Genomic DNA, 17,923 nt, shown 5'->3' with positions numbered 1-17,923 from the left:
GCCCGCGACCGTCAGCGGAAGGTGTTGCACTGGGCCATGTCGCCCGTCCGGTAGCCCTGGTAGAACCACTGCCGGCGCTGCTCGGCCGAGCCGTGCGTCCAGGACTCGGGGGTCACGCGGCCCTGGAACTTCTCCTGGATCCGGTCGTCGCCGACCGCCGCCGCGGCGTCCAGCCCGTCCTGGATGTCCTGGTCGGTCAGGGTGGTGATCAGCGGCCGTCCCGTGGATTCGTCCGGGGTCCTCGTCGCGTTGTGCGCCCAGACCCCCGCGTAGCAGTCGGCCTGGAGCTCGACCTTGACGGCGTTGCTGTTCGCGCCCTGCTGCCCGTCCTGGGCCCGCTGGAGGGTGCCGGTCAGGTTCTGGATGTGGTGCCCGTACTCGTGGGCGACCACGTACGCCTGGGCGAAGGGGCCGCCGCTCGCCCCGAACTTCGTCCGCAGGTCGTCGAAGAAGCCCAGGTCCAGGTAGACCTTGCGGTCGGCCGGGCAGTAGAAGGGCCCTACCGCCGAGGTGGCCGCCCCGCAGGCGGTCCCCACCCGGCCGGTGAAGAACACCGTCTGCGCCGGGCTGTACTGGCCGCCGCGCCGCTGGAACTCCTGCCGCCAGAAGTCCTGTGTGCTGTTCACCACGGCGACCAGCCGGCAGTCCTCGCGCGTGTTGGCGTCCTGCCCGGTCCGGCAGCTCTGCTGCACCTGGTTGACGGACGAGGAGGACGGCGCCGGTTCCTCGTTGCCCGAGGACAGCCCCAACTGCTCCGGCCCCACACCGAACAGCAACCCCATGATCAGCGCGATGATGCCGACGAGACCGCCGCCGATCGTGGCCCTCCCGCCGGGGATGCGGCTGCCGCGCACGTCGTTCACCTCGGACGTGTCCAGATGGGCGTTGTCGTCGAACTGCATCCCGCACCGCCTCTGTCTTCGTGCAGCCATTCGTGCAGCCAAGGGGGCCGCGCATCCGCCCCTGCGGCGAGTATCAACCCGTTCATCCTGGTACGCGCCCCGGCGCGCCCGCCCGGTCCGTGGGCCGAACGGGGGACGGCCCGGCGTACCGGTCGAGGGGTCCCCGACCGTCGGGTGCCCCCAAAAGTGGTTGCGCACCCCCGGTAGAATGGTCCGCATGGCAAATCTCCTTGCGGATTAGCGGCGTCGAAGCATCGAGCGTCCTGCCCCCCTTCCGCCGTCCCCACCGCCCTGGAGTATTTCCGTGATCACCGCAACCGGCATCGAGCTGCGTGCCGGCGCCCGCATCCTCATCGAGTCCGCTTCCTTCCGCGTCGCCAAGGGCGACCGCATCGGCCTCGTCGGCCGCAACGGAGCGGGCAAGACCACCCTCACCAAGTGCCTCGCGGGCGAGGGCCAGCCCGCAGCCGGGTCCATCGCCCGGTCCGGTGAGGTCGGCTACCTGCCGCAGGACCCGCGCACCGGCGACCTCGACGTACTGGCCCGCGACCGGATCCTGTCCGCGCGCGGACTCGACGTGCTGATCAAGAAGATGCGCGCGAACGAGGAGCGCATCGCCTCCGGCTCCGGCGGCACCCGCGACAAGGCGATGAAGCAGTACGAGCGCCAGGAGACCGAGTTCCTGACCAAGGGCGGTTACGCCGCCGAGGCGGAGGCCGCCACCATCTCGGCCGCCCTCGGTCTGCCCGACCGGGTCCTCGGCCAGCCGCTGCACACCCTCTCCGGTGGTCAGCGCCGCCGTGTCGAGCTCGCCCGGATCCTCTTCTCGGACGCCGACACCCTGCTCCTCGACGAGCCGACGAACCACCTCGACGCCGACTCGATCGTCTGGTTGCGCGACTACCTGAAGAACTACCGCGGCGGCTTCATCGTCATCTCCCACGACGTCGACCTCGTCGAGACCGTCGTCAACAAGGTCTTCTACCTGGACGCCAACCGCGCCCAGATCGACGTCTACAACATGGGCTGGAAGCTCTACCAGCAGCAGCGCGAGGCCGACGAGAAGCGCCGCAAGCGCGAGCGCCAGAACGCCGAGAAGAAGGCCGCGGCCCTGAACTCCCAGGCCGACAAGATGCGCGCCAAGGCCACCAAGACGGTCGCCGCGCAGAACATGGCCAAGCGCGCCGACCGGCTGCTCGCCGGCCTGGACGCCGTCCGCGTCTCCGACAAGGTCGCCAAGCTGCGCTTCCCGGACCCGGCGCCCTGCGGCAAGACCCCGCTGACCGCCGAGGGCCTGTCGAAGTCCTACGGCTCGCTGGAGATCTTCACCGACGTCGACCTGGCCATCGACAAGGGCTCGCGCGTCGTCATCCTCGGCCTCAACGGAGCCGGCAAGACCACGCTGCTGCGCCTGCTGTCGGGCACGGAGAAGCCGGACACCGGCACCGTCGTCCCCGGTCACGGCCTCAAGCTCGGCTACTACGCGCAGGAGCACGAGACGCTCGACCCCGAGCGCACCGTCCTGGAGAACATGCGTTCCTCCGCGCCCGACCTGGACCTGGTCGCGGTGCGCAAGACGCTCGGTTCGTTCCTGTTCTCCGGCGACGACGTCGACAAGCCGGCGGGCGTGCTCTCCGGCGGCGAGAAGACCCGGCTGGCCCTGGCCACCCTGGTCGTCTCCTCGGCGAACGTCCTGCTCCTCGACGAGCCCACGAACAACCTCGACCCGGCCAGCCGCGAGGAGATCCTGGGCGCCCTGCGCACCTACAAGGGCGCCGTCATCCTCGTCACCCACGACGAGGGCGCGGTGGAGGCGCTGGAACCGGAGCGCATCATCCTGCTCCCGGACGGCGTCGAGGACCTGTGGGGCCCGGACTACCGGGACCTGGTCGCGCTCGCCTGACCGGCGCAGAAGCGTTGATCCAGTTCCTTATGGATCATTCGGCTCAGGCGTGATCCATCATCTGAGTGAGACGGTCTCGTACCGTTGCGCGCTGTACGCCGACCCCGGCCGCATCCCCCAGGATGCGCGACCGGGGTCGTCGTTTTCCCGCGCTCGGCCCCTGACCTGGTGATTCCCCCGTCCGGCCGGCAAGTGTGACGGAGGTCATGCATCGGAAGAGAAGATTCCGTTCTGCTCGGGTGTCCACCCCTCGGGAAATGCCGTCGTACCGACCTTGCTGAATGGGTGGCCAGGAAGCCGGAGAGGGGTGATCATGAGAAGTCCAGAGCGCACTTCCCATGAGGAGGCACGGGTGGCCGAGACTCTGAAGAAGGGCAGCCGGGTAACCGGCGCCGCGCGCGACAAGCTCGCGGCAGACCTGAAGAAGAAGTACGACTCCGGTGCGAGTATCCGGGCGCTGGCCGAAGAGACCGGCCGGTCCTACGGATTCGTCCATCGGATGCTCAGCGAGTCCGGAGTCACGCTGCGCGGTCGCGGAGGCGCGACACGCGGCAAGAAGGCGGCTGCGGCCTGACCCCGTGCCGGGAGGCCCGGGGCGGTGCCGGAGAAGCTCGACGGCTCCATGCTTGATGGGTTGACGATTCTGTTCCACGCACGGTTCCTTCGGTGACCCCCCGGTCGGCCCTGTGGCCGATCGGGTGGTTACTGTGCAGTCACTTAGGCCGAGCATGCGGCCGACTGCACCCGGAGGCACCAGATGGCTCTGCTCGACAAGGACGGCGTACGGCTCACCATCGACGACTCGGTCGCCACGGTGACCCTGACCAATCCGGCCAAGCGAAACGCCCAGTCCCCCGCGCTCTGGCGGGCGTTGGCGGAAGCCGGACAGTCACTGCCGGGCACCGTCCGGGTCGTGGTCCTGCGCGGCGAGGGCAAGTCCTTCTCCGCCGGGCTCGACCGGCAGGCGTTCGCTCCCGAGGGTTTCGAGGGCGAGCCGTCCTTCCTCGATCTGGCACGTGGTGCGGATGACCTGCTCGACTCCACCATCGCCGAGTACCAGGAGGCCTTCACCTGGTGGCGACGCAATGACATCGTCTCCGTCGCCGCCGTGCAGGGGCACGCGATCGGCGCCGGCTTCCAGCTCGCGCTCGCGTGCGACCTGCGGGTGGTCGCGGACGACGTGCAGTTCGCCATGCGCGAGACCAGCCTGGGTCTGGTCCCCGACCTCGGGGGCACCCAGCCCCTGACCGCGCTGGTCGGTTACGCCCGGGCGCTGGAGATCTGCGCCACGGGTCGCTTCGTGCACGCCGAGGAAGCCGAGCGCGTCGGCCTGGCCAACCTGGTCGTCCCCGCCGACGAACTCGACGCCGCCGTCCAGGACCTCACCACCGCACTGCTCGCCCCGCCCCGCGACGCGGTCATCGAGACCAAGGCGCTGCTCCGCGACGCCACGTCCCGGTCGTACGACGCCCAGCGCACCGCCGAGCGCGCCGCGCAGGGCCGCCGGCTGCGCGACCTCGCGGGGCTGTCCGACTGACCCGACCCACGAGCTCCCACGGTCGGCCCGCCGGCATGCCTCCGGGCAGCCGGCGGGCCGCGCCTGTTACGGCCGACCGGCGTGGTTTCGGGAGCGCGGAAGGTGACCCGCGCATACCGTGGACGGAAGTGGGCGGCACGCGAAGGTGCTCGCCGCCCCTCGGGGGCCGCCGGTCCCCGGGACGTCTCCCGAGCCAAGGACCCGCGATGACCGAATCCGTACCAGGGGGCGCCGCCAAGGCCCCGGCCGACCGAGGCCGCACCACCATCGCCGACGGGGTGGTCGAGAAGATCGCCGGATTGGCCGCCCGGGAGGTGATCGGCGTCCACGCGATGGGCAACGGCGGCGGCCTTTCCCGTACCTTCGGGGCCGTGCGCGACCGGGTCCCCGGCGGGGCCCGGGCCTCGGTCAGCCGCGGGGTCAAGGCCGAGGTCGGAGAGGTGCAGACGGCCCTCGACCTGGAGATCGTCGTCGACTACGGAGTGTCGATCCGCGACGTGGCCCGGGCGGTCCGGGAGAACGTCGTCTCCGCGGTCGAGCGGATGACGGGCCTGGAGGTCGTCGAGGTCAACATCGCGGTCAGCGACGTCAAACTGCCCGATGAGGAAGACGAAGAACCGGAATCCCGGCTCCAGTAACCGAGAGGAGCCCTACACATGAGCATGGCGGTCGCCGGCCTGTTGGCCGGCATGGCACTGGGGTTCGCCGGGTACTTCGGCGGCTTCGGGGCCTTCCTCCTGGTGGCGGCGCTCGGCGCCGTCGGCTTCGTCGTCGGCCGGTTCCTGGACGGGGACCTCGACCCCGGCGAACTGTTCCGTCCGCGCTCCCGGCCCCGCGGCCGGGACGACCGGCCCCTGTGAGCGGCCGGTGAAAACGCCGCAGCCCACCCCACCACCCACTCCGCCGACCCCGCGGCCCGCGCCCCGTGCCGTACCGTCCCGGGTGCCGGCCGCGGACCGCGGCGCCACCCGCATCGCCGACCGGGTCGTCGCCAAGATCGCGGCGCAGGCGGCGCGCGAGGCGCTCGTGGACGGACCGCCCGCACCCGGCGCCGTCCCGCACGCCACGGTCACCGTGCACCACGACATCGCACGGGTACGGGTCAGCCTGGAACTCGGTTACCCCTCCGACCTCGCCGCCCAGTGCGCCGCCGTACGCCACCAGGTCGCCCGGCGGATCGAGGAGTGCGTCGCGATGTCGGTCCCCGAGGTGGGCGTCGACATCGAACGCCTGCACTCCGCCCACGCCCGGCCGGTCCCCACGGGCCGGGACCGGGGGCTGAGGTGAGCGCGCCCCGCCGCATCCGGTCCACCCGGCGGATCCCGGCCGCACTCACCGCCCTGGCCGTCATCGCGGTGGCCGGACTGCTTTTTTACGACCTCGTGGCGGTACGCGCCCACCGACCCGGCATGCGGTGGCGCCGGGAACTCGCCCGATGGCTGGAACTGCACACCCCGGCCGACACGGAGGTGCTGGTCGGCGGCGGGATCCTGGCGGCCGTCGGGGCGCTGCTGCTCCTGTTCGCGGTGGCCCCGGGGCTGCGCGGACTGCTGATGATGCGGGCGGACACCGACACCGGGCGCGCCGACGGCCGAGCGGGCACCGACGCCGGGAGCGGGCTGCGGGCCGGGCTCGGCCGCCGGGCCGCCGCGATGGTGCTCCGGGACCGGGCCATGGAGGTCGCCGGCGTCCGGTCGGTCCGGGTGAAGGTGCGCCGCTCCCGCGTCGGGGTCCTGGCCACCTCGCACTTCCGCGAACTGGACGACGTACGGGCCGACCTGGACGAGGTGCTCGCCGTCGGCATCGAGGAACTGGGCCTCGCGCGAGCGCCGCGGCCCCGGATCAGGGTCAGGAGGTGAGCGCGGTGCTGGGGAAGGTGAACCGGACCCTGCTGGGGATCATCGGTCTCGCGTCGGTGGCGGCCGGCGTCATGCTGCTGACGGCGTACCGGCCGCTCGGCGGCCGGTACGCGCCGCTGCTCACGGCGCGTACCCGACACCGGTACGGGGACCCGGACGGCTGGTGGTGGTGGGCGGTGGTCGCCGCGCTGGGGCTGTGCGTGCTGCTGGCGCTGTGGTGGCTGCTGGCGCAACTGCGGCGCCCGCGCCTCGCGGCCCTCGAAGTGGACACCGGGGACGGCGGCTTCGCCCTGCTGCGCGGCCGGGCCTTGGAATCGGCGGTGGCCGCCGAGGCGGAGGCCCTGGACGGGGTCGCGCGCTGCCGGGTCGCCCTGCGCGGTCGGCGGGACGCCCCGGCCCTGCGGATCGCGCTGGAACTGGAGCCGTACGCCGTCCCGGCCGACGCGCTGGCCGCGCTGCGCGGGCCGGTCCTCGCGCACGCCCGGGATTCGGCGGGCCTGCCCGGGCTCCCGGTGGAGGCCCGCCTCAAGGTCTCCTCGCACCACGCGCAGCGCGTGACCTGATCGGACCCCCCGCGGCGGGGTCCGGATATCCGGACCCCGCCGCAGGGGCGGTGGGTCAGAAGCCGTGCCGGAAACCGCCGTCGACCGGGACCATCACACCCGTCAGGTAGGACGCGGCCGGGGAGAGCAGGAACGCCGCCGTGCGGCCGAACTCCTCCGGGGCGCCGTACCGCCGCAGCGGGATGCGGGACTCGTTGCCCGCCCGCGCCGCCCGGGCGTCGCCCGACAGGGCGTCCAGTTCGCGCACCCGGTCCGTGTCGATCCGCGCCGGCAGCAGACCGACGACACGGATCCCGCGCGGTCCCAGGTCCACCGACAGCGACTTGGCGAAGCCGGCCAGGCCCGGCCGCAGGCCGTTGGAGATGGTCAACCCGGGGATCGGCTCGTGCACCGAGCCCGACAGCACGAAGCCGATCACGCCGCCCTCGCCCAGCTCGGCCGCGGCCGCCCGCGCCAGCCGCACCGCGCCCAGGAACACCGACTCGAAGGCCGCCGCCCACTGCTCGTCGGTGTTGTCGGCCGACAGGCCCGGGGCCGGGCCGCCCACGCTGATGAGGACGCCGTCGAACCGGCCGAAGCGTTCCTTCGCGGTCGCCACCAGCTGCGCGGCCACCGCCGGATCGGCGTTGTCCGCCGCGACGCCCACCGCGTTCGGGCCGAGCGCGGCGGCGGCGTCCGCCGCCCGCTTCGCGTCGCGGCCCGTCACCACGACCTTCGCCCCGTCGGCGGTCAGTTCCCTCGCGGAGGCGAAGCCGAGGCCGCGGGTGGCTCCGGTGACGACGTAGACACGGTCCTTCAGTCCAAGATCCATGCGGGCCACGCTACGCCGAAGCGGGCTCCGGGGACACGGCCTTCGCCGCCGCGACGGCCGCGGCCTCCTCACGGTCGCGCCGCTCCCGGCGGACCAGGACCAGCCAGCCGACCGGCACGGCCGCCGCGAACAGCCACCACTGCACGGCGTACGCCATGTGCGCGCCGATCGAGTCGTGGTCCGGCTCGCCCACCGGCTCCGGGCTCCCGTCGGCGGGGGCCGGGGCGGTGAGTTCCAGGTACCCGCCGAGGACGGGCCGGCCCAGGGACGCGGCCTGCTGCTCGCTGTTGATCAGCATCACCTGGCGGTCGGGCAGGCCCTTGCGGTCCTTGATGCCGCTGCCGCCGCTCGTCTCGTCGGCCTTCAGCCGGCCGGTGACCGTCACCTCGCCCGTGGGCGCGGCCGGCACCGGCGGGTAGGCCCGGGCGTCGCCGCCGCCCGCCACCCAGCCCCGGTTGACCAGGACGGCCCGGCCGTCTGCCATGACCAGCGGGGTCACGACGTGGAAGCCGACCTTGTCGTCGTTCGAGGTCCGCATCCGCACGACCACCTCGTGGGCGGGGTCGTAGGTACCGGTGGCGGTGACGGCACGCCAGAAGTCGGACCGCGGAACGGTGTGGCCGGGCGAGGTGAGCCCGGTCATCGGCACGGGCTTCCCGTACAGGTTCCGTGCGATCAGCTCGTTCTGGGCGACCCGGTGCTCATGGCGGTGGAACTGCCAGAAGCCCAGCTTGATCATCGCGGGGATGAGGGCGAGGGCGACGAGGGTGAGGCACACCCACTGCCGGGTCAGTACAAAGCGGTACACGTCCACGACGGTACCCCCAGCGGCGACGACCCCGGTGGCCGGGTGGCCCTCCGGGGCCGCGAGGGGGAAGGGAGGAGGAGGGACGAGGACGGGATGAGGACGGAGGGGGGCCGGACGCAGGACGGCACCCTCCGGGTCGGGCGCGGAGGCCGTCGGGCGCCGCCGGGGTCAGCCCACGGCGCCGGCGGCGCTGCCCACCCTGTCGATGATGCCCGCCTTGCCCTCGGCGCGGGCGCAGTGCGCCCCGCAGTACCAGTGACCGTCCGCCTCGACGCCCTGGCCGATGATCTGCACCCGGCAGTGCTCGCAGATGGGTGCCATCCGGTGGATCGCGCAGGAGAACGAGTCGAAGACGTGCCGCGCACCGTCCTGGGTCTCCACGTAGAACGCCAGGTCGTAGTCATTTCCGCATACTTCGCAACGTGCCATGGCGGCATCGTGGAGGCTCGGGCCGCCCGGGTGGGCGGACGTCCTCGTGTCGTCGGAGAACTTCTACCCGGCTGGCGTAGCAGCCCCGGGACGGGCGGCGCGGGCGCCGCCCGCGGACTCAGTCGGCCGGCGCGACGTCCCGCAGGAGCTGGGTGAAGGCGGCCTCGTCCACGACCGGAGTGCCGAACGAGCGGGCCTTGACCGTCTTCGAGGTCGCCGAGTCGGGGTCGTTCGTCACCAGCATGCTGGTGAGCCGCGACACGCTCGTCGCGATGTGCAGGCCCGCCTCCACCGCCCGGTCCTCCAACAGCTCCCGGTCCACCGAGGTGTCACCGGAGAAGGCGATGCGCATGCCCTGCTTCAGCGGCTTGCCGTCCTCGAACCGCCCCGGGTTCGGGTGGGGGCACGGCGGCCGCTTGCGCGAGGCGCGCCAGCTGCCCCCGCCGTACGAGGCCTGCCGGCCGATCCGGGGCGCGGCGGGGGTGTCCGACCACTCCGTGAGCGGACGGCACTCCAGCAGCGGCAGCCGCACGCCGTCCCGGGCTGCCGCGTGCAGGGACGGGCGGAAGGCCTCGGCGAGCACGCGGGCGTCGTCCAACGCGTGGTGGGCGCGCTGCTGCACCACACCGAAGTGCGCGGCGAGGGACTCCAGCTTGTGGTTGGGCAGCGGCAGGTTCAGTTCCTTCGACAGGGCGATGGTGCACAGCCGCTGACGGACCGGCGCGGTCGCCGCGGCCCGCGCGTACTCCCGGGCGATCATCTGCCAGTCGAAGATGGCGTTGTGCGCGACCAGCACCCGGCCGTCGAGCCGACCGGCGAACTCCTCGGCGATGTCCTCGAAGAGGGGCGCGTCCCGGAGCACGTCGCTCGTCAGGCCGTGGATCCAGACCGGTCCAGGATCGCGGCGCGGGTTGACGAGGGAGTACCAGTGGTCCTCCACGTTGCCCTGAGCGTCGAGCCGGTAGACGGCTGCGGACACTATCCGGTCGTCGCGAGCGAGCCCGGTGGTCTCCACGTCGACGACCGCGTACCCCTGTGGGTACGCGGTCGGCCAGGTCGTCTCTGCGGTCGTACGGTCGGCGAGCATGGTCACAGAGGATATCGGGCCCGACCGACAGCCGTGGCCCGACGCCCCTTCAGCCCAGCTCGGCCACGAGGTCACCGGCGCTCACCCGGGCGAAGGAGTCCGGCACTTCGACCGGTCCCGGGAACAGTCGGTACGAGGTCCCCGACGCCCCGGCCGGCGCCACGCCCGCATGGACCGTCGCCAGGAACACCCGTCGGCCCGCCGCCATTTCGGCGGCGAGCCCGTCGGAGTCCGGACGCGGCCTGCGGGCCTCCGGGGCCTCCAGGGCGGAGATCCGCGCGGCGAAGGCGGCCGGTGCCTCGGCGGGCCGCGCCCGGTACAGCCACACCTCGTCGATGAGGCCGGGCAGCGGTGCCCGGCGTACGACGGCCACCTCGCGGGTCCGGGCCGCGGCCCGCCACACCGCCAGGTCCCACAGGGTCGTGCGGGAGCCGGAGGCGAAGTGCTCGCTGACGTCGCGGGCCACCTCGCCCAGCCGGTCCCCGTGGGAGGAGACGCTCTGGAAGCCGCCGGACGGCGGCAGATGGACGTCCGTCCACAGCGCGCGGCGGGCGGTCAGGTCCACCACCATCGGCATGCAGACCTGCGACCTACCGGCCAGGTCGAAGCGCTGACGTACGGTGCGCGGGTCGTAGGAGGAGCCGCGCGGGCGGTCCGCGGGCAGGGTCATGAACCCGGCGAAGGCGTCCGGCAGCGTGTCGAAGGGCACGTTGTTGAAGCTGAACACCATCGGCACGGCGAAGGCGTCACCGCGCCCGGCGAGGGCGGCCAGGTCGAGGTCGACGTACTCGGTGGCGCCGTCCGGGGCGGGCGCCGAGGTCAGGTCGCCCGAGTGCACGGCCGCCCCGCCCCCGTGGCGCAGCCTCGTGTAGTCGCACCGTCCGGTGTACTTCCAGTCCGCGTCGAAGAAGGCCACGGACAGGTCCAGGTCGGTGCGTTCGCCCGCGGGCTCCGTCCAGTGCAGGAACAACCGCAGCACCTCGCCCTCCGGCAGGCCCTGCGTACTGCCCCTCGGTACGGCGACCAGGGCCCGGGCCGCCGTCCGCTCGGCGAAGGGCGCCATCAGGTCCGACAGGGCCGAGTCGAGGACGGCCAGGTCGTACGGGTCCCCGTCGACGCCGGCGAACCTGCGCAGCACCTCCGCCTCCAGTCGGGCCACGACCGACGTGACGAGCGGGCCGGGCAGCGGCGGTCGTTCCTCGACCACCGACAGGGCGGATGCCACCTGCCCGGCCGGGAAGAACACCCGTCGGGTACCGGTGCGGTCCTCGGCGCGCACCCGCAGGGCGCCGAGCGCCGACAACAGGGGGCCGGCGCCGACGCCGGGCAGCCCGTGGTCGAGGGCCGTCTCCAGTTCGGGCAGGGGCGCTTCGCCCGGGTGGAGGCGCAGCAGGTGGTCGAGGCGGCGCAGCAGTTCACCGGGGCGCTGCCCGGCGAGCGCGGTCGCGGTGGCCGCGTCGCCCTCGCCGAGGGCCTGCTCCAGCCGGCCGGCCCAGGTGGCGGGGCGGATGCGGTCCCCGTCCACGCGGACCGCGTCCGGGTGCGCGGCGGCCGTCTCCAGCAGGGCGGCGCCGAAGGGGGTGAGGGGGGACACGGTGGTGGCGCGCAGCACGGCGAAGGCGAGCGCGGCCCGCGGGTGCCGGGCGGGCTTCTCGAAGGGGTGCAGGCTCTCGCCGGCCCGCTTCCAGCCGGCCGGGTGCCGCAGCACGTCCTCGACCAGGTACGGCACGGGCAACGCGTCGAGTACGCCGAGGAGTTCGCGGCGCAGTCGCCGGTCGACGTTCGCGAAGCGGGGCAGTGGGCGCAGGCCGGCGTCGCCGCAGGAGAGCACGGCCAGCAGCCGCAGCACGTCGGTGGCGGTGGTGAGCCGGCGCAGCAGCGGCGCCCGGTCCTCGGTGCGGCGCAGCAGCCCGCCCAGGACGAACGCCTTGGTCTCCCGTGCGGGGATGTCCTCGGGGAGCCAGTGCGGGTCGGCCGGGGTGGCGGGCAGCAGGACGGACAGGTCCGCGAGGTCCTGGGGTGCGAGCGGGGTCCGCCGGGCGAGCAGCGCCGCCACGACGGAGGTCGCCCCGGCGGCCGGGTCGGCGCAGAGCCGGAGCAGGCGCAGCGGGCCCGGGGGCAGCTTGCGGTCCTTGCGGGACCGGCGTTCGGCGGGCTTGGCGGGCTCGGGGCGCAGGAAGGGGTCGGCGGGGTCGACGCGCCGGTGGCAGACCGGGCAACCGGTCAGGTCCGTGCCGTCCCAGCAGGCGCGGCAGACGAGGTGGGCGCACGGGTCCACGGCGTGGACCGTGCCGGGTTCGCCGCACAGCACGCACGGCTGCTCGGGTTCCTGTGCCAGCAGGGCGAATACGCGGCGGACGTACCAGCGCTCGGTGTCGTGCGGGACGGAGAAGGGGAAGCGGCGGAACAGCGGCTTGTGCACCCGGTCGGCGCCCATGAGCTCGTCCACCATCGCGAGCAGCCGCAGGCGTTCCTCGGCGAGGTCGGTGGGCGCGAGCGCGGACAGCGCCGCGTGCAGCTCCGGGCTCAGCACGTGGCCGCGCTCCAGGAGCTCGCCCTCCAGGGGCCGCACCCCTGTACGGCCGGGCGAGGTGGCGGCCGGCGGCCGGTCCACGTGGACGGTCCCGAGCCGGCGCAGCAGGACGGACTCGATGGCAGGCACAGCTCTGGTTCCCCTCCGCGAACGACAAAGCGGGGGCGGAGAGTGGGCGCGCGGGATCTTTTCGGAAAGGAGTGGAGAAGGATGCACGCCGCGGAGCCGCCCCCGCACCATCGATCCCATCACGGGTTCGTGCGCGGCGGCAAACGGATTATCCGCCCGGTGCGTCGGACGGCCCGCGACCATGACCCGCCCGCCCGGAGGCCCGCCCGCCCCGGCTACCCGTCCGGTTTCAGCAGGGCCTCGGTCAGCGCCCGTACGGACAGCAGGAACAGCCGCTCCGGGTCGGCCGGGCGGGCCAGGGCGCGGGCGAGCGCCGGGTCGTCGGGCGCGGCGGTCGGGTCCCACAGTTCGCCCTCGGCGGGTGACTGGGCGGGGGAGCGCTCGCGGTTGCGCTCGACGAGCAGGAACCCGACGATCTGGAACTGGATGACGCGCACGGCGTCGGCGGCCCGCGCACCGCGCAGTCCGGCGGCGTGCACCTCGTGGACCAGGGCCTGTTGGGCGGGCAGGAACATCCGGTCGGTCAGGCCGCGTTCGTGGACCATCGCGACCAGGTGCGGACGGGTGCGCAGTTCGCGGCGCAGGATCCGGGCCACCGACAGGATGCGGGCGGCGGGCGTGGTCCCGGTCGGGGCGATCGCGCCCACCTCGCGCACGGTCCGCTCCACCAGCGCGTCGAGGAGCGACTCGCGGTTGCCGACGTGCCAGTAGATGGAGGTCACCGCCGTGCCCAGGGCGGCGGCGAGGCCGCGCATGGTGAGGGCGGCCGGGCCGTCCCGCATGACCAGGGACGCGGCGGCCTCCAGTACCTCCTCGCGGGTCAGCGCGTTCCTCGTCATCGGCGGGCCGCCTTACCTGTCGCATCGTCAGATCTTGTGCGTGCAGGGGTCTTTACCCTTCACCGACGGCAGTGTAACTGTGTTACAGAACCGACCGAAGGGTGGTGCGAGACATGGCACGCGTACGGTACGGAGCGCGCACCGAGGCCGAGATCGCGGCGTCGCGCGAGAAGAGTTCCAAGCTCCCCGACATCTGGTCCACCGGGGTGGTCGCCGTCTGGGAGAGCGACCCCGACGTGGTCGCGGCGGTCCTGCCCCCGCCGCTCAAGCCCGCCGCACGGCCCCTCGTACGGGCCAACATCAGCAAGGTCGACCTGCCCGGCTACCCGCTGGGCGCCGGCTCGGTCGCCGTCGCCGCCGAACACGGCGGGGTCGAGGGCTGGTACCCGCTGGTCATGCCGATGACCCACGAGCGCGCCCTGATCGGTGGCCGTGAGGTGTTCGGCGAGCCCAAGAAGCTGGGCGAGGTCACCGTCGAGCGCGACGGGCTCGTCGTCCGGGCCGTCCTCGCCCGGCACGGGATCGCCTTCGTGGAGGTCCGCGGCGCCGTCGACCGGGCGCTGCCGCTGCCCGAACCCACGCAGAAGACCGACTTCTACTTCAAGTTCCTGCCCGCGGTCGATGGTTCGGGCTTCGACGCGGATCCGGTCCTCGTCCACTGCACGCGCAACGAGAAGGTCCGCAAGCTGGAGCACATCACCGGGGACGTCGTCCTGCGCGAGTCCATGTTCGACCCGGTGGCCGACCTCGTGGTGCGCCGCATCGTGGAGATCACCATCGGTGAGAAGACCACCGACCAGAAGGGCCGGGTCGTCGAGCGGGTCAGCGCCCAGGCCCTCCTGCCGTACATCCACCAGCGGTACGACGACCCCCTGCAGATCCTGGACGGACCCCCCGAAGGGGCGGTGTGACATGCGGCTCGAACCGGGACAGGTGGCCGTCGTCACCGGGGCGGCCGGCGGCATCGGCCTCGCGATGGCCCGCCGCTTCGCCGCCGAGGGCCTGAAGGTCGTCCTCGCCGATGTCGAGGAGGGCGCCCTGCGCAAGGCGGCCGAGGAACTCGCCGCCGACGGCGCCGAGGTGCTCGCCCGGCCCGTCGACGTCAGCGACCGCGACTCGGTGACCGCACTCGCCGACGCCGCCTACGAGACCTTCGGCGCCGTCCACGTCCTGTGCAACAACGCGGGCGTGGGCTCCGGCGCGGAGGGCCGGATGTGGGAACACGAGCCCAACGACTGGAAGTGGGCATTCTCCGTCAACGTCTGGGGCGTCTTCCACGGCATCCAGGCCTTCGTCCCCCGCATGATCGCGGGCGGCGCCCCCGGGCACGTCGTCAACACCTCGTCCGGCGACGGCGGCATCGCCCCGCTGCCCACCGCCTCCGTGTACGCCGTCACCAAGGCGGCCGTCGTCACCATGACCGAGTCCCTGTACGCCCACCTCCGGGCGGAGGGCGCGTCCGTCGGCGCGTCCGTCCTGTTCCCCGGACCGCACATGCTGCGCACCGGGCTGTGGGAGTCGCACCGCAACCGGCCCGACCGCTACGCGAAGGAGCGGCCGCGCAGGTCCCCGTACCGCACCCTCGACCAGTACGAGGCCGCGATGCGGGAGGCCGGGCACGAGGTGCGGTTCACGCCGGTCGAAGAGGTCGCCGGACACGTCGTCGACGGCATCCGCGCCGACCGCTTCTGGATGCTCCCGGCCAGTGAGCACAGCGACCGCCAGATCCGCGCCCGGTCGCAGGCGATGCTCGACCGCGCCAACCCCGCCTACCTGGAAAGCTTCATCCTCGACTGAGGGGCCCGCCGTGCCTGACACGCATGAGAACGACCCGGCCGCAGCGCGGTCCGGGGATGGGTTCGAGGACCCGTACCTGATCATCTCCTCCGACTGCCACGCGGGCCTGCCGACCGAGCGGTACCGCCCGTACCTCGACTCCCGCTTCCACCGCGCGTTCGACGAGTTCCTCGGTCAGCGCGACGCCCGCCGCGAGGAGGCCACCCGACTCGGCGTCCGCAACGAGGCGTTCGCCCAGAAGTGGTTCCACGACCACGAGGAGGGTTTGCGCGGAGGCTGGGACATCGGACAGCGTCTGAAGGAACTCGACGGCGACGGCGTGGCCGGCGAGGTCGTCTTCCCCGACGCGGACGCCGTCGACAGCCAGACCGCCGCCCCCTTCGGGGTGGGCCTGGGCCTCTCCGGCGACCAGGACCCCGAACTGGGCATGGCGGGCGCGCAGGCGCACAACCGGTGGCTGGCCGAGTTCCTCTCCGACGGACCTGCCGGAAACGCGGCACGCCACTGCGGCGTCGCCCTGCTCCCCATCACCGGCGAACCGCAGCGGGTCGTCGCCGAGATCCACCGGGCCAAGGAGTCCGGTCTGGGCGCGCTGATGATCCCCGCCATGTGGGTGGACAAGGCGCCGTACCACGACCGCCGCTACGACCCCGTGTGGGCGGCGGCCGCCGAGACGCGGATGCCGATCGTCACCCACTCCGGCTCCTCGCCCCGTCACGAGTACGGCGATCACCTGGGCATCTTCGTCTCCGAGGTCACCTGGTGGCCCGCCCGCCCCCTGTGGTTCCTGCTCTGGTCCGGGGTCTTCGAACGGCACCCGGGCCTGAAGTTCGGCGTCGCCGAGTCGGGTTGTTGGTGGCTGCCCAACCAGCTCTGGTTCATGGACCGGCTCTACCTCGGCGCGCACGGCGGAAAGAAGCTGTCCCCGTTCGAGGAGCTGAAACGGCCGCCGAGCGAGTACCTGGACCGTCAGGTCTTCGTCTGCGCGACCAACACCAAGCGCCGCGAACTGGCCCAGCGGTACGAGATCGGCGTGGACAACATCCTCTGGGGATCCGACTTCCCGCACCCCGAGGGGACGTGGCCCGACACCCGCAACTGGCTGCGGAACACCTTCCACGACATCCCGGTCGCCGAGACCCGCCGCATGCTCGGGCTGGCGGCGGCCGAGGTCTTCGGCTTCGACACCGAGGCCCTCGCCCCGATCGCCCGCCGCATCGGCCCCACCCCGGCCGAGCTCGGCCAGTCCTCGGACCAGGCGTCGGTCGAGGCCTCCTGGGCCCGCTCGCGCGAAACGGGCCGGCACTGGCTGACGGGGCACGACTTCCCGGTCCTGGGGGTCTCGCCGTGACGGACGACCGCTACACGGTCATCTCGGCCGACTGCCACGCGGGCGCCGACCTGCTGGACTACCGGCCGTACCTGGCCAAGCGCCACCACGAGGCCTTCGACGCCTGGGCGGCCACGTACGTCAACCCGTACGAGGACCTCCTCGCCGACACCGCCGACCTGAACTGGAACTCCGCCCGGCGCGTGGCGGAACTCGAAGCGGACGGGATCGTCGCCGAGGTCCTCTTCCCGAACACGATCCCGCCGTTCTTCCCCAAGGCCTCCCTGATGGCCCAGCCGCCCACCCGCGACGAGTACGAGTTGCGCTGGGCCGGACTCCAGGCCCACAACCGCTGGCTCGCGGACTTCTGCGCCGACGCGCCGGGCCGGCGGGCAGGCGTCGTCCAGATCCTCCTCAACGACGTGGACGCGGCGGTCGCGGAGATCCGACGCACCCGGACGGACGGGCTGACCGGCGGTATCCTCCTGCCGGGCGTCCCGCCGGGCTCACCCGTCCCCGAGCTGTACTCCTCGGCGTACGACCCGCTCTGGGCCGTCTGCGCCGAGCTGGACGTCCCGGTCAACCACCACGGCGGATCGGCCTCGCCCCCGCTGGGGGACGAACCGGCGGCCCGCGCCGTCTTCATGGTGGAGACCACCTGGTTCTCGCACCGGGCCCTGTGGCACCTGATCTTCGGCGGCGCCTTCCGGCGCCACCCGAACCTCAAGCTGGTCCTGACCGAGCAGGGTTCCGGCTGGATCCCGGGCGTGCTGGAGATGTTGGACTACTACCACGGCCGCCTGGTCGCGGCCTCGTCCACCGCCGAGGCCAAGTTCGGTGCGGGGCTGGCCGCGTCCATGGGCAAGGGGCCGAGCGAGGTCTGGCGGGACAACTGCTTCGTCGGGGCGAGCTTCATGCGTCCCCACGAGGTCCCGCTGCGGGACCGGATCGGCCTCGACAAGATCATGTGGGGCAGCGACTTCCCCCACGACGAGGGCACCACCCCCTTCTCCCGCGAAGGCCTGCGCATCGCCTACGCGGGCCTGCCCCGGGAGGAGGTCGCCGCCATGGTGGGTGGCAACGCCGCCCGCGTCTACGGCTTCGACCTCCCCTTCCTGGACACCCTGGCGGCCAAGCACGGTCCCCTCGTCCAGGAGATCGCCGAGCCCCTCGGCGAGATCCCCGCCGGGGCCACCAGCCCCGCCTTCGCCCGCGGCGCCTCGGTCCGCGTCTGGTGACCCGACCCCGCGGGGTGGCTCCCGCGCGCTCACCGCGCGTGGGGGAGCCGCCCCGCGGGGGTCGCTCCGGGGTGCCGGAGCGCCCTCCCGGTACCCGGGGTAACACCGTCGGATACCGATCGGTAACAACCCCTAGCGGCGCCCCCCGGGGCGGCTCT

19 protein-coding genes are annotated in these 17,923 nt (G+C 73.0%); 12 read left to right on the top strand and 7 right to left on the bottom strand.

Annotated features, from left to right (window positions below; genetic code table 11):
• Positions 1-11: 11 nt before the first annotated feature.
• Positions 12-902: a neutral zinc metallopeptidase gene (locus ACFY0I_RS24020; RefSeq protein WP_388899334.1), complete on the bottom strand. Its 891-nt coding sequence runs from the start codon at positions 900-902 to the stop codon at positions 12-14.
• Between the two features lie 304 nt (positions 903-1,206).
• On the opposite strand from ACFY0I_RS24020, the gene ACFY0I_RS24015 reads away from it, so the two are divergent.
• From ACFY0I_RS24015 to amaP, 8 genes are all read left to right on the top strand, one after another.
• A complete protein-coding gene (locus ACFY0I_RS24015; protein WP_388899331.1) occupies positions 1,207-2,805 on the top strand; it encodes an ABC-F family ATP-binding cassette domain-containing protein in 1,599 nt (532 codons plus the stop codon).
• A gap of 352 nt (positions 2,806-3,157) precedes the next feature.
• Positions 3,158-3,379 carry a helix-turn-helix domain-containing protein gene (locus ACFY0I_RS24010; protein WP_007263382.1) on the top strand — a complete coding sequence of 74 codons (222 nt, stop codon included), beginning with the start codon at positions 3,158-3,160 and terminating at the stop codon, positions 3,377-3,379.
• A 183-nt stretch (positions 3,380-3,562) separates the two neighbouring features.
• A complete protein-coding gene (locus ACFY0I_RS24005; protein ID WP_388899327.1) occupies positions 3,563-4,342 on the top strand; it encodes an enoyl-CoA hydratase/isomerase family protein in 780 nt (259 codons plus the stop codon).
• 206 nt (positions 4,343-4,548) lie between these two features.
• Positions 4,549-4,980 carry an Asp23/Gls24 family envelope stress response protein gene (locus ACFY0I_RS24000; RefSeq protein WP_388899324.1) on the top strand — a complete coding sequence of 144 codons (432 nt, stop codon included), beginning with the start codon at positions 4,549-4,551 and terminating at the stop codon, positions 4,978-4,980.
• 18 nt (positions 4,981-4,998) lie between these two features.
• A complete protein-coding gene (locus ACFY0I_RS23995) occupies positions 4,999-5,202 on the top strand; it encodes a hypothetical protein (RefSeq protein WP_388899321.1) in 204 nt (67 codons plus the stop codon).
• Positions 5,203-5,284: 82 nt separating this feature from the next.
• Entirely contained in the window at positions 5,285-5,629 is a 345-nt protein-coding gene (locus ACFY0I_RS23990) for a hypothetical protein (protein ID WP_388899318.1), read from the top strand.
• The gene (locus ACFY0I_RS23985; protein WP_388899315.1) at positions 5,626-6,201 is read left to right on the top strand and encodes a DUF6286 domain-containing protein; all 576 of its coding nucleotides are present in this window, start codon (positions 5,626-5,628) and stop codon (positions 6,199-6,201) included. The genes ACFY0I_RS23990 and ACFY0I_RS23985 overlap by 4 nt, the downstream gene beginning before the upstream one ends.
• Positions 6,198-6,764 (top strand): alkaline shock response membrane anchor protein AmaP, encoded by a 567-nt coding sequence (gene amaP, locus ACFY0I_RS23980; RefSeq protein WP_388899312.1) that lies wholly within the window; start codon positions 6,198-6,200, stop codon positions 6,762-6,764. The genes ACFY0I_RS23985 and amaP overlap by 4 nt, the downstream gene beginning before the upstream one ends.
• 55 nt (positions 6,765-6,819) lie before the next feature.
• Here amaP and ACFY0I_RS23975 read toward each other — a convergent pair whose 3' ends face one another.
• The 6 genes from ACFY0I_RS23975 to ACFY0I_RS23950 all read right to left on the bottom strand — a co-directional run bounded on the left by ACFY0I_RS23975 (position 6,820) and on the right by ACFY0I_RS23950 (position 13,400).
• Positions 6,820-7,575, bottom strand: coding sequence for an SDR family oxidoreductase (locus tag ACFY0I_RS23975; protein WP_388899309.1), 756 nt, complete (start codon positions 7,573-7,575; stop codon positions 6,820-6,822).
• 10 nt (positions 7,576-7,585) lie between these two features.
• The gene (locus ACFY0I_RS23970; protein WP_388899306.1) at positions 7,586-8,383 is read right to left on the bottom strand and encodes an SURF1 family protein; all 798 of its coding nucleotides are present in this window, start codon (positions 8,381-8,383) and stop codon (positions 7,586-7,588) included.
• A 168-nt stretch (positions 8,384-8,551) separates the two neighbouring features.
• Positions 8,552-8,812: a hypothetical protein gene (locus ACFY0I_RS23965; RefSeq protein ID WP_388899304.1), complete on the bottom strand. Its 261-nt coding sequence runs from the start codon at positions 8,810-8,812 to the stop codon at positions 8,552-8,554.
• Between the two features lie 118 nt (positions 8,813-8,930).
• The gene (locus ACFY0I_RS23960; protein ID WP_388899301.1) at positions 8,931-9,899 is read right to left on the bottom strand and encodes a DEDDh family exonuclease; all 969 of its coding nucleotides are present in this window, start codon (positions 9,897-9,899) and stop codon (positions 8,931-8,933) included.
• A gap of 49 nt (positions 9,900-9,948) precedes the next feature.
• On the bottom strand, positions 9,949-12,561 hold the full coding sequence (locus tag ACFY0I_RS23955) for an MXAN_6230/SCO0854 family RING domain-containing protein (protein WP_388899298.1): 2,613 nt from the start codon (positions 12,559-12,561) through the stop codon (positions 9,949-9,951).
• 215 nt (positions 12,562-12,776) lie between these two features.
• Positions 12,777-13,400: a TetR/AcrR family transcriptional regulator gene (locus ACFY0I_RS23950; protein WP_388899295.1), complete on the bottom strand. Its 624-nt coding sequence runs from the start codon at positions 13,398-13,400 to the stop codon at positions 12,777-12,779.
• 113 nt (positions 13,401-13,513) lie between these two features.
• Here ACFY0I_RS23950 and ACFY0I_RS23945 point away from each other — a divergent pair, with 113 nt between their 5' ends.
• Genes ACFY0I_RS23945 through ACFY0I_RS23930 form a run of 4 tightly spaced genes read left to right on the top strand, consistent with a single transcriptional unit; the run spans position 13,514 to position 17,765 of the window.
• Positions 13,514-14,311 carry an acetoacetate decarboxylase family protein gene (locus ACFY0I_RS23945; RefSeq protein ID WP_388899292.1) on the top strand — a complete coding sequence of 266 codons (798 nt, stop codon included), beginning with the start codon at positions 13,514-13,516 and terminating at the stop codon, positions 14,309-14,311.
• Between the two features lies 1 nt (position 14,312).
• On the top strand, positions 14,313-15,197 hold the full coding sequence (locus tag ACFY0I_RS23940) for an SDR family NAD(P)-dependent oxidoreductase (protein WP_388899289.1): 885 nt from the start codon (positions 14,313-14,315) through the stop codon (positions 15,195-15,197).
• A 10-nt stretch (positions 15,198-15,207) separates the two neighbouring features.
• On the top strand, positions 15,208-16,548 hold the full coding sequence (locus tag ACFY0I_RS23935; protein ID WP_388899287.1) for an amidohydrolase family protein: 1,341 nt from the start codon (positions 15,208-15,210) through the stop codon (positions 16,546-16,548).
• Positions 16,545-17,765 (top strand): amidohydrolase family protein, encoded by a 1,221-nt coding sequence (locus ACFY0I_RS23930; protein WP_388899284.1) that lies wholly within the window; start codon positions 16,545-16,547, stop codon positions 17,763-17,765. Before ACFY0I_RS23935 ends, ACFY0I_RS23930 begins: the two co-directional genes overlap by 4 nt.
• Positions 17,766-17,923: the final 158 nt, after the last annotated feature.

The organism is Streptomyces sp. NPDC001568 (assembly GCF_042893755.1).
Taxonomy (GTDB): Bacteria; Actinomycetota; Actinomycetes; order Streptomycetales; family Streptomycetaceae; genus Streptomyces.
The sequence above is the reverse complement of the archived record's forward strand: the minus strand, read 5'-3'. Positions and strand labels throughout refer to the sequence as shown.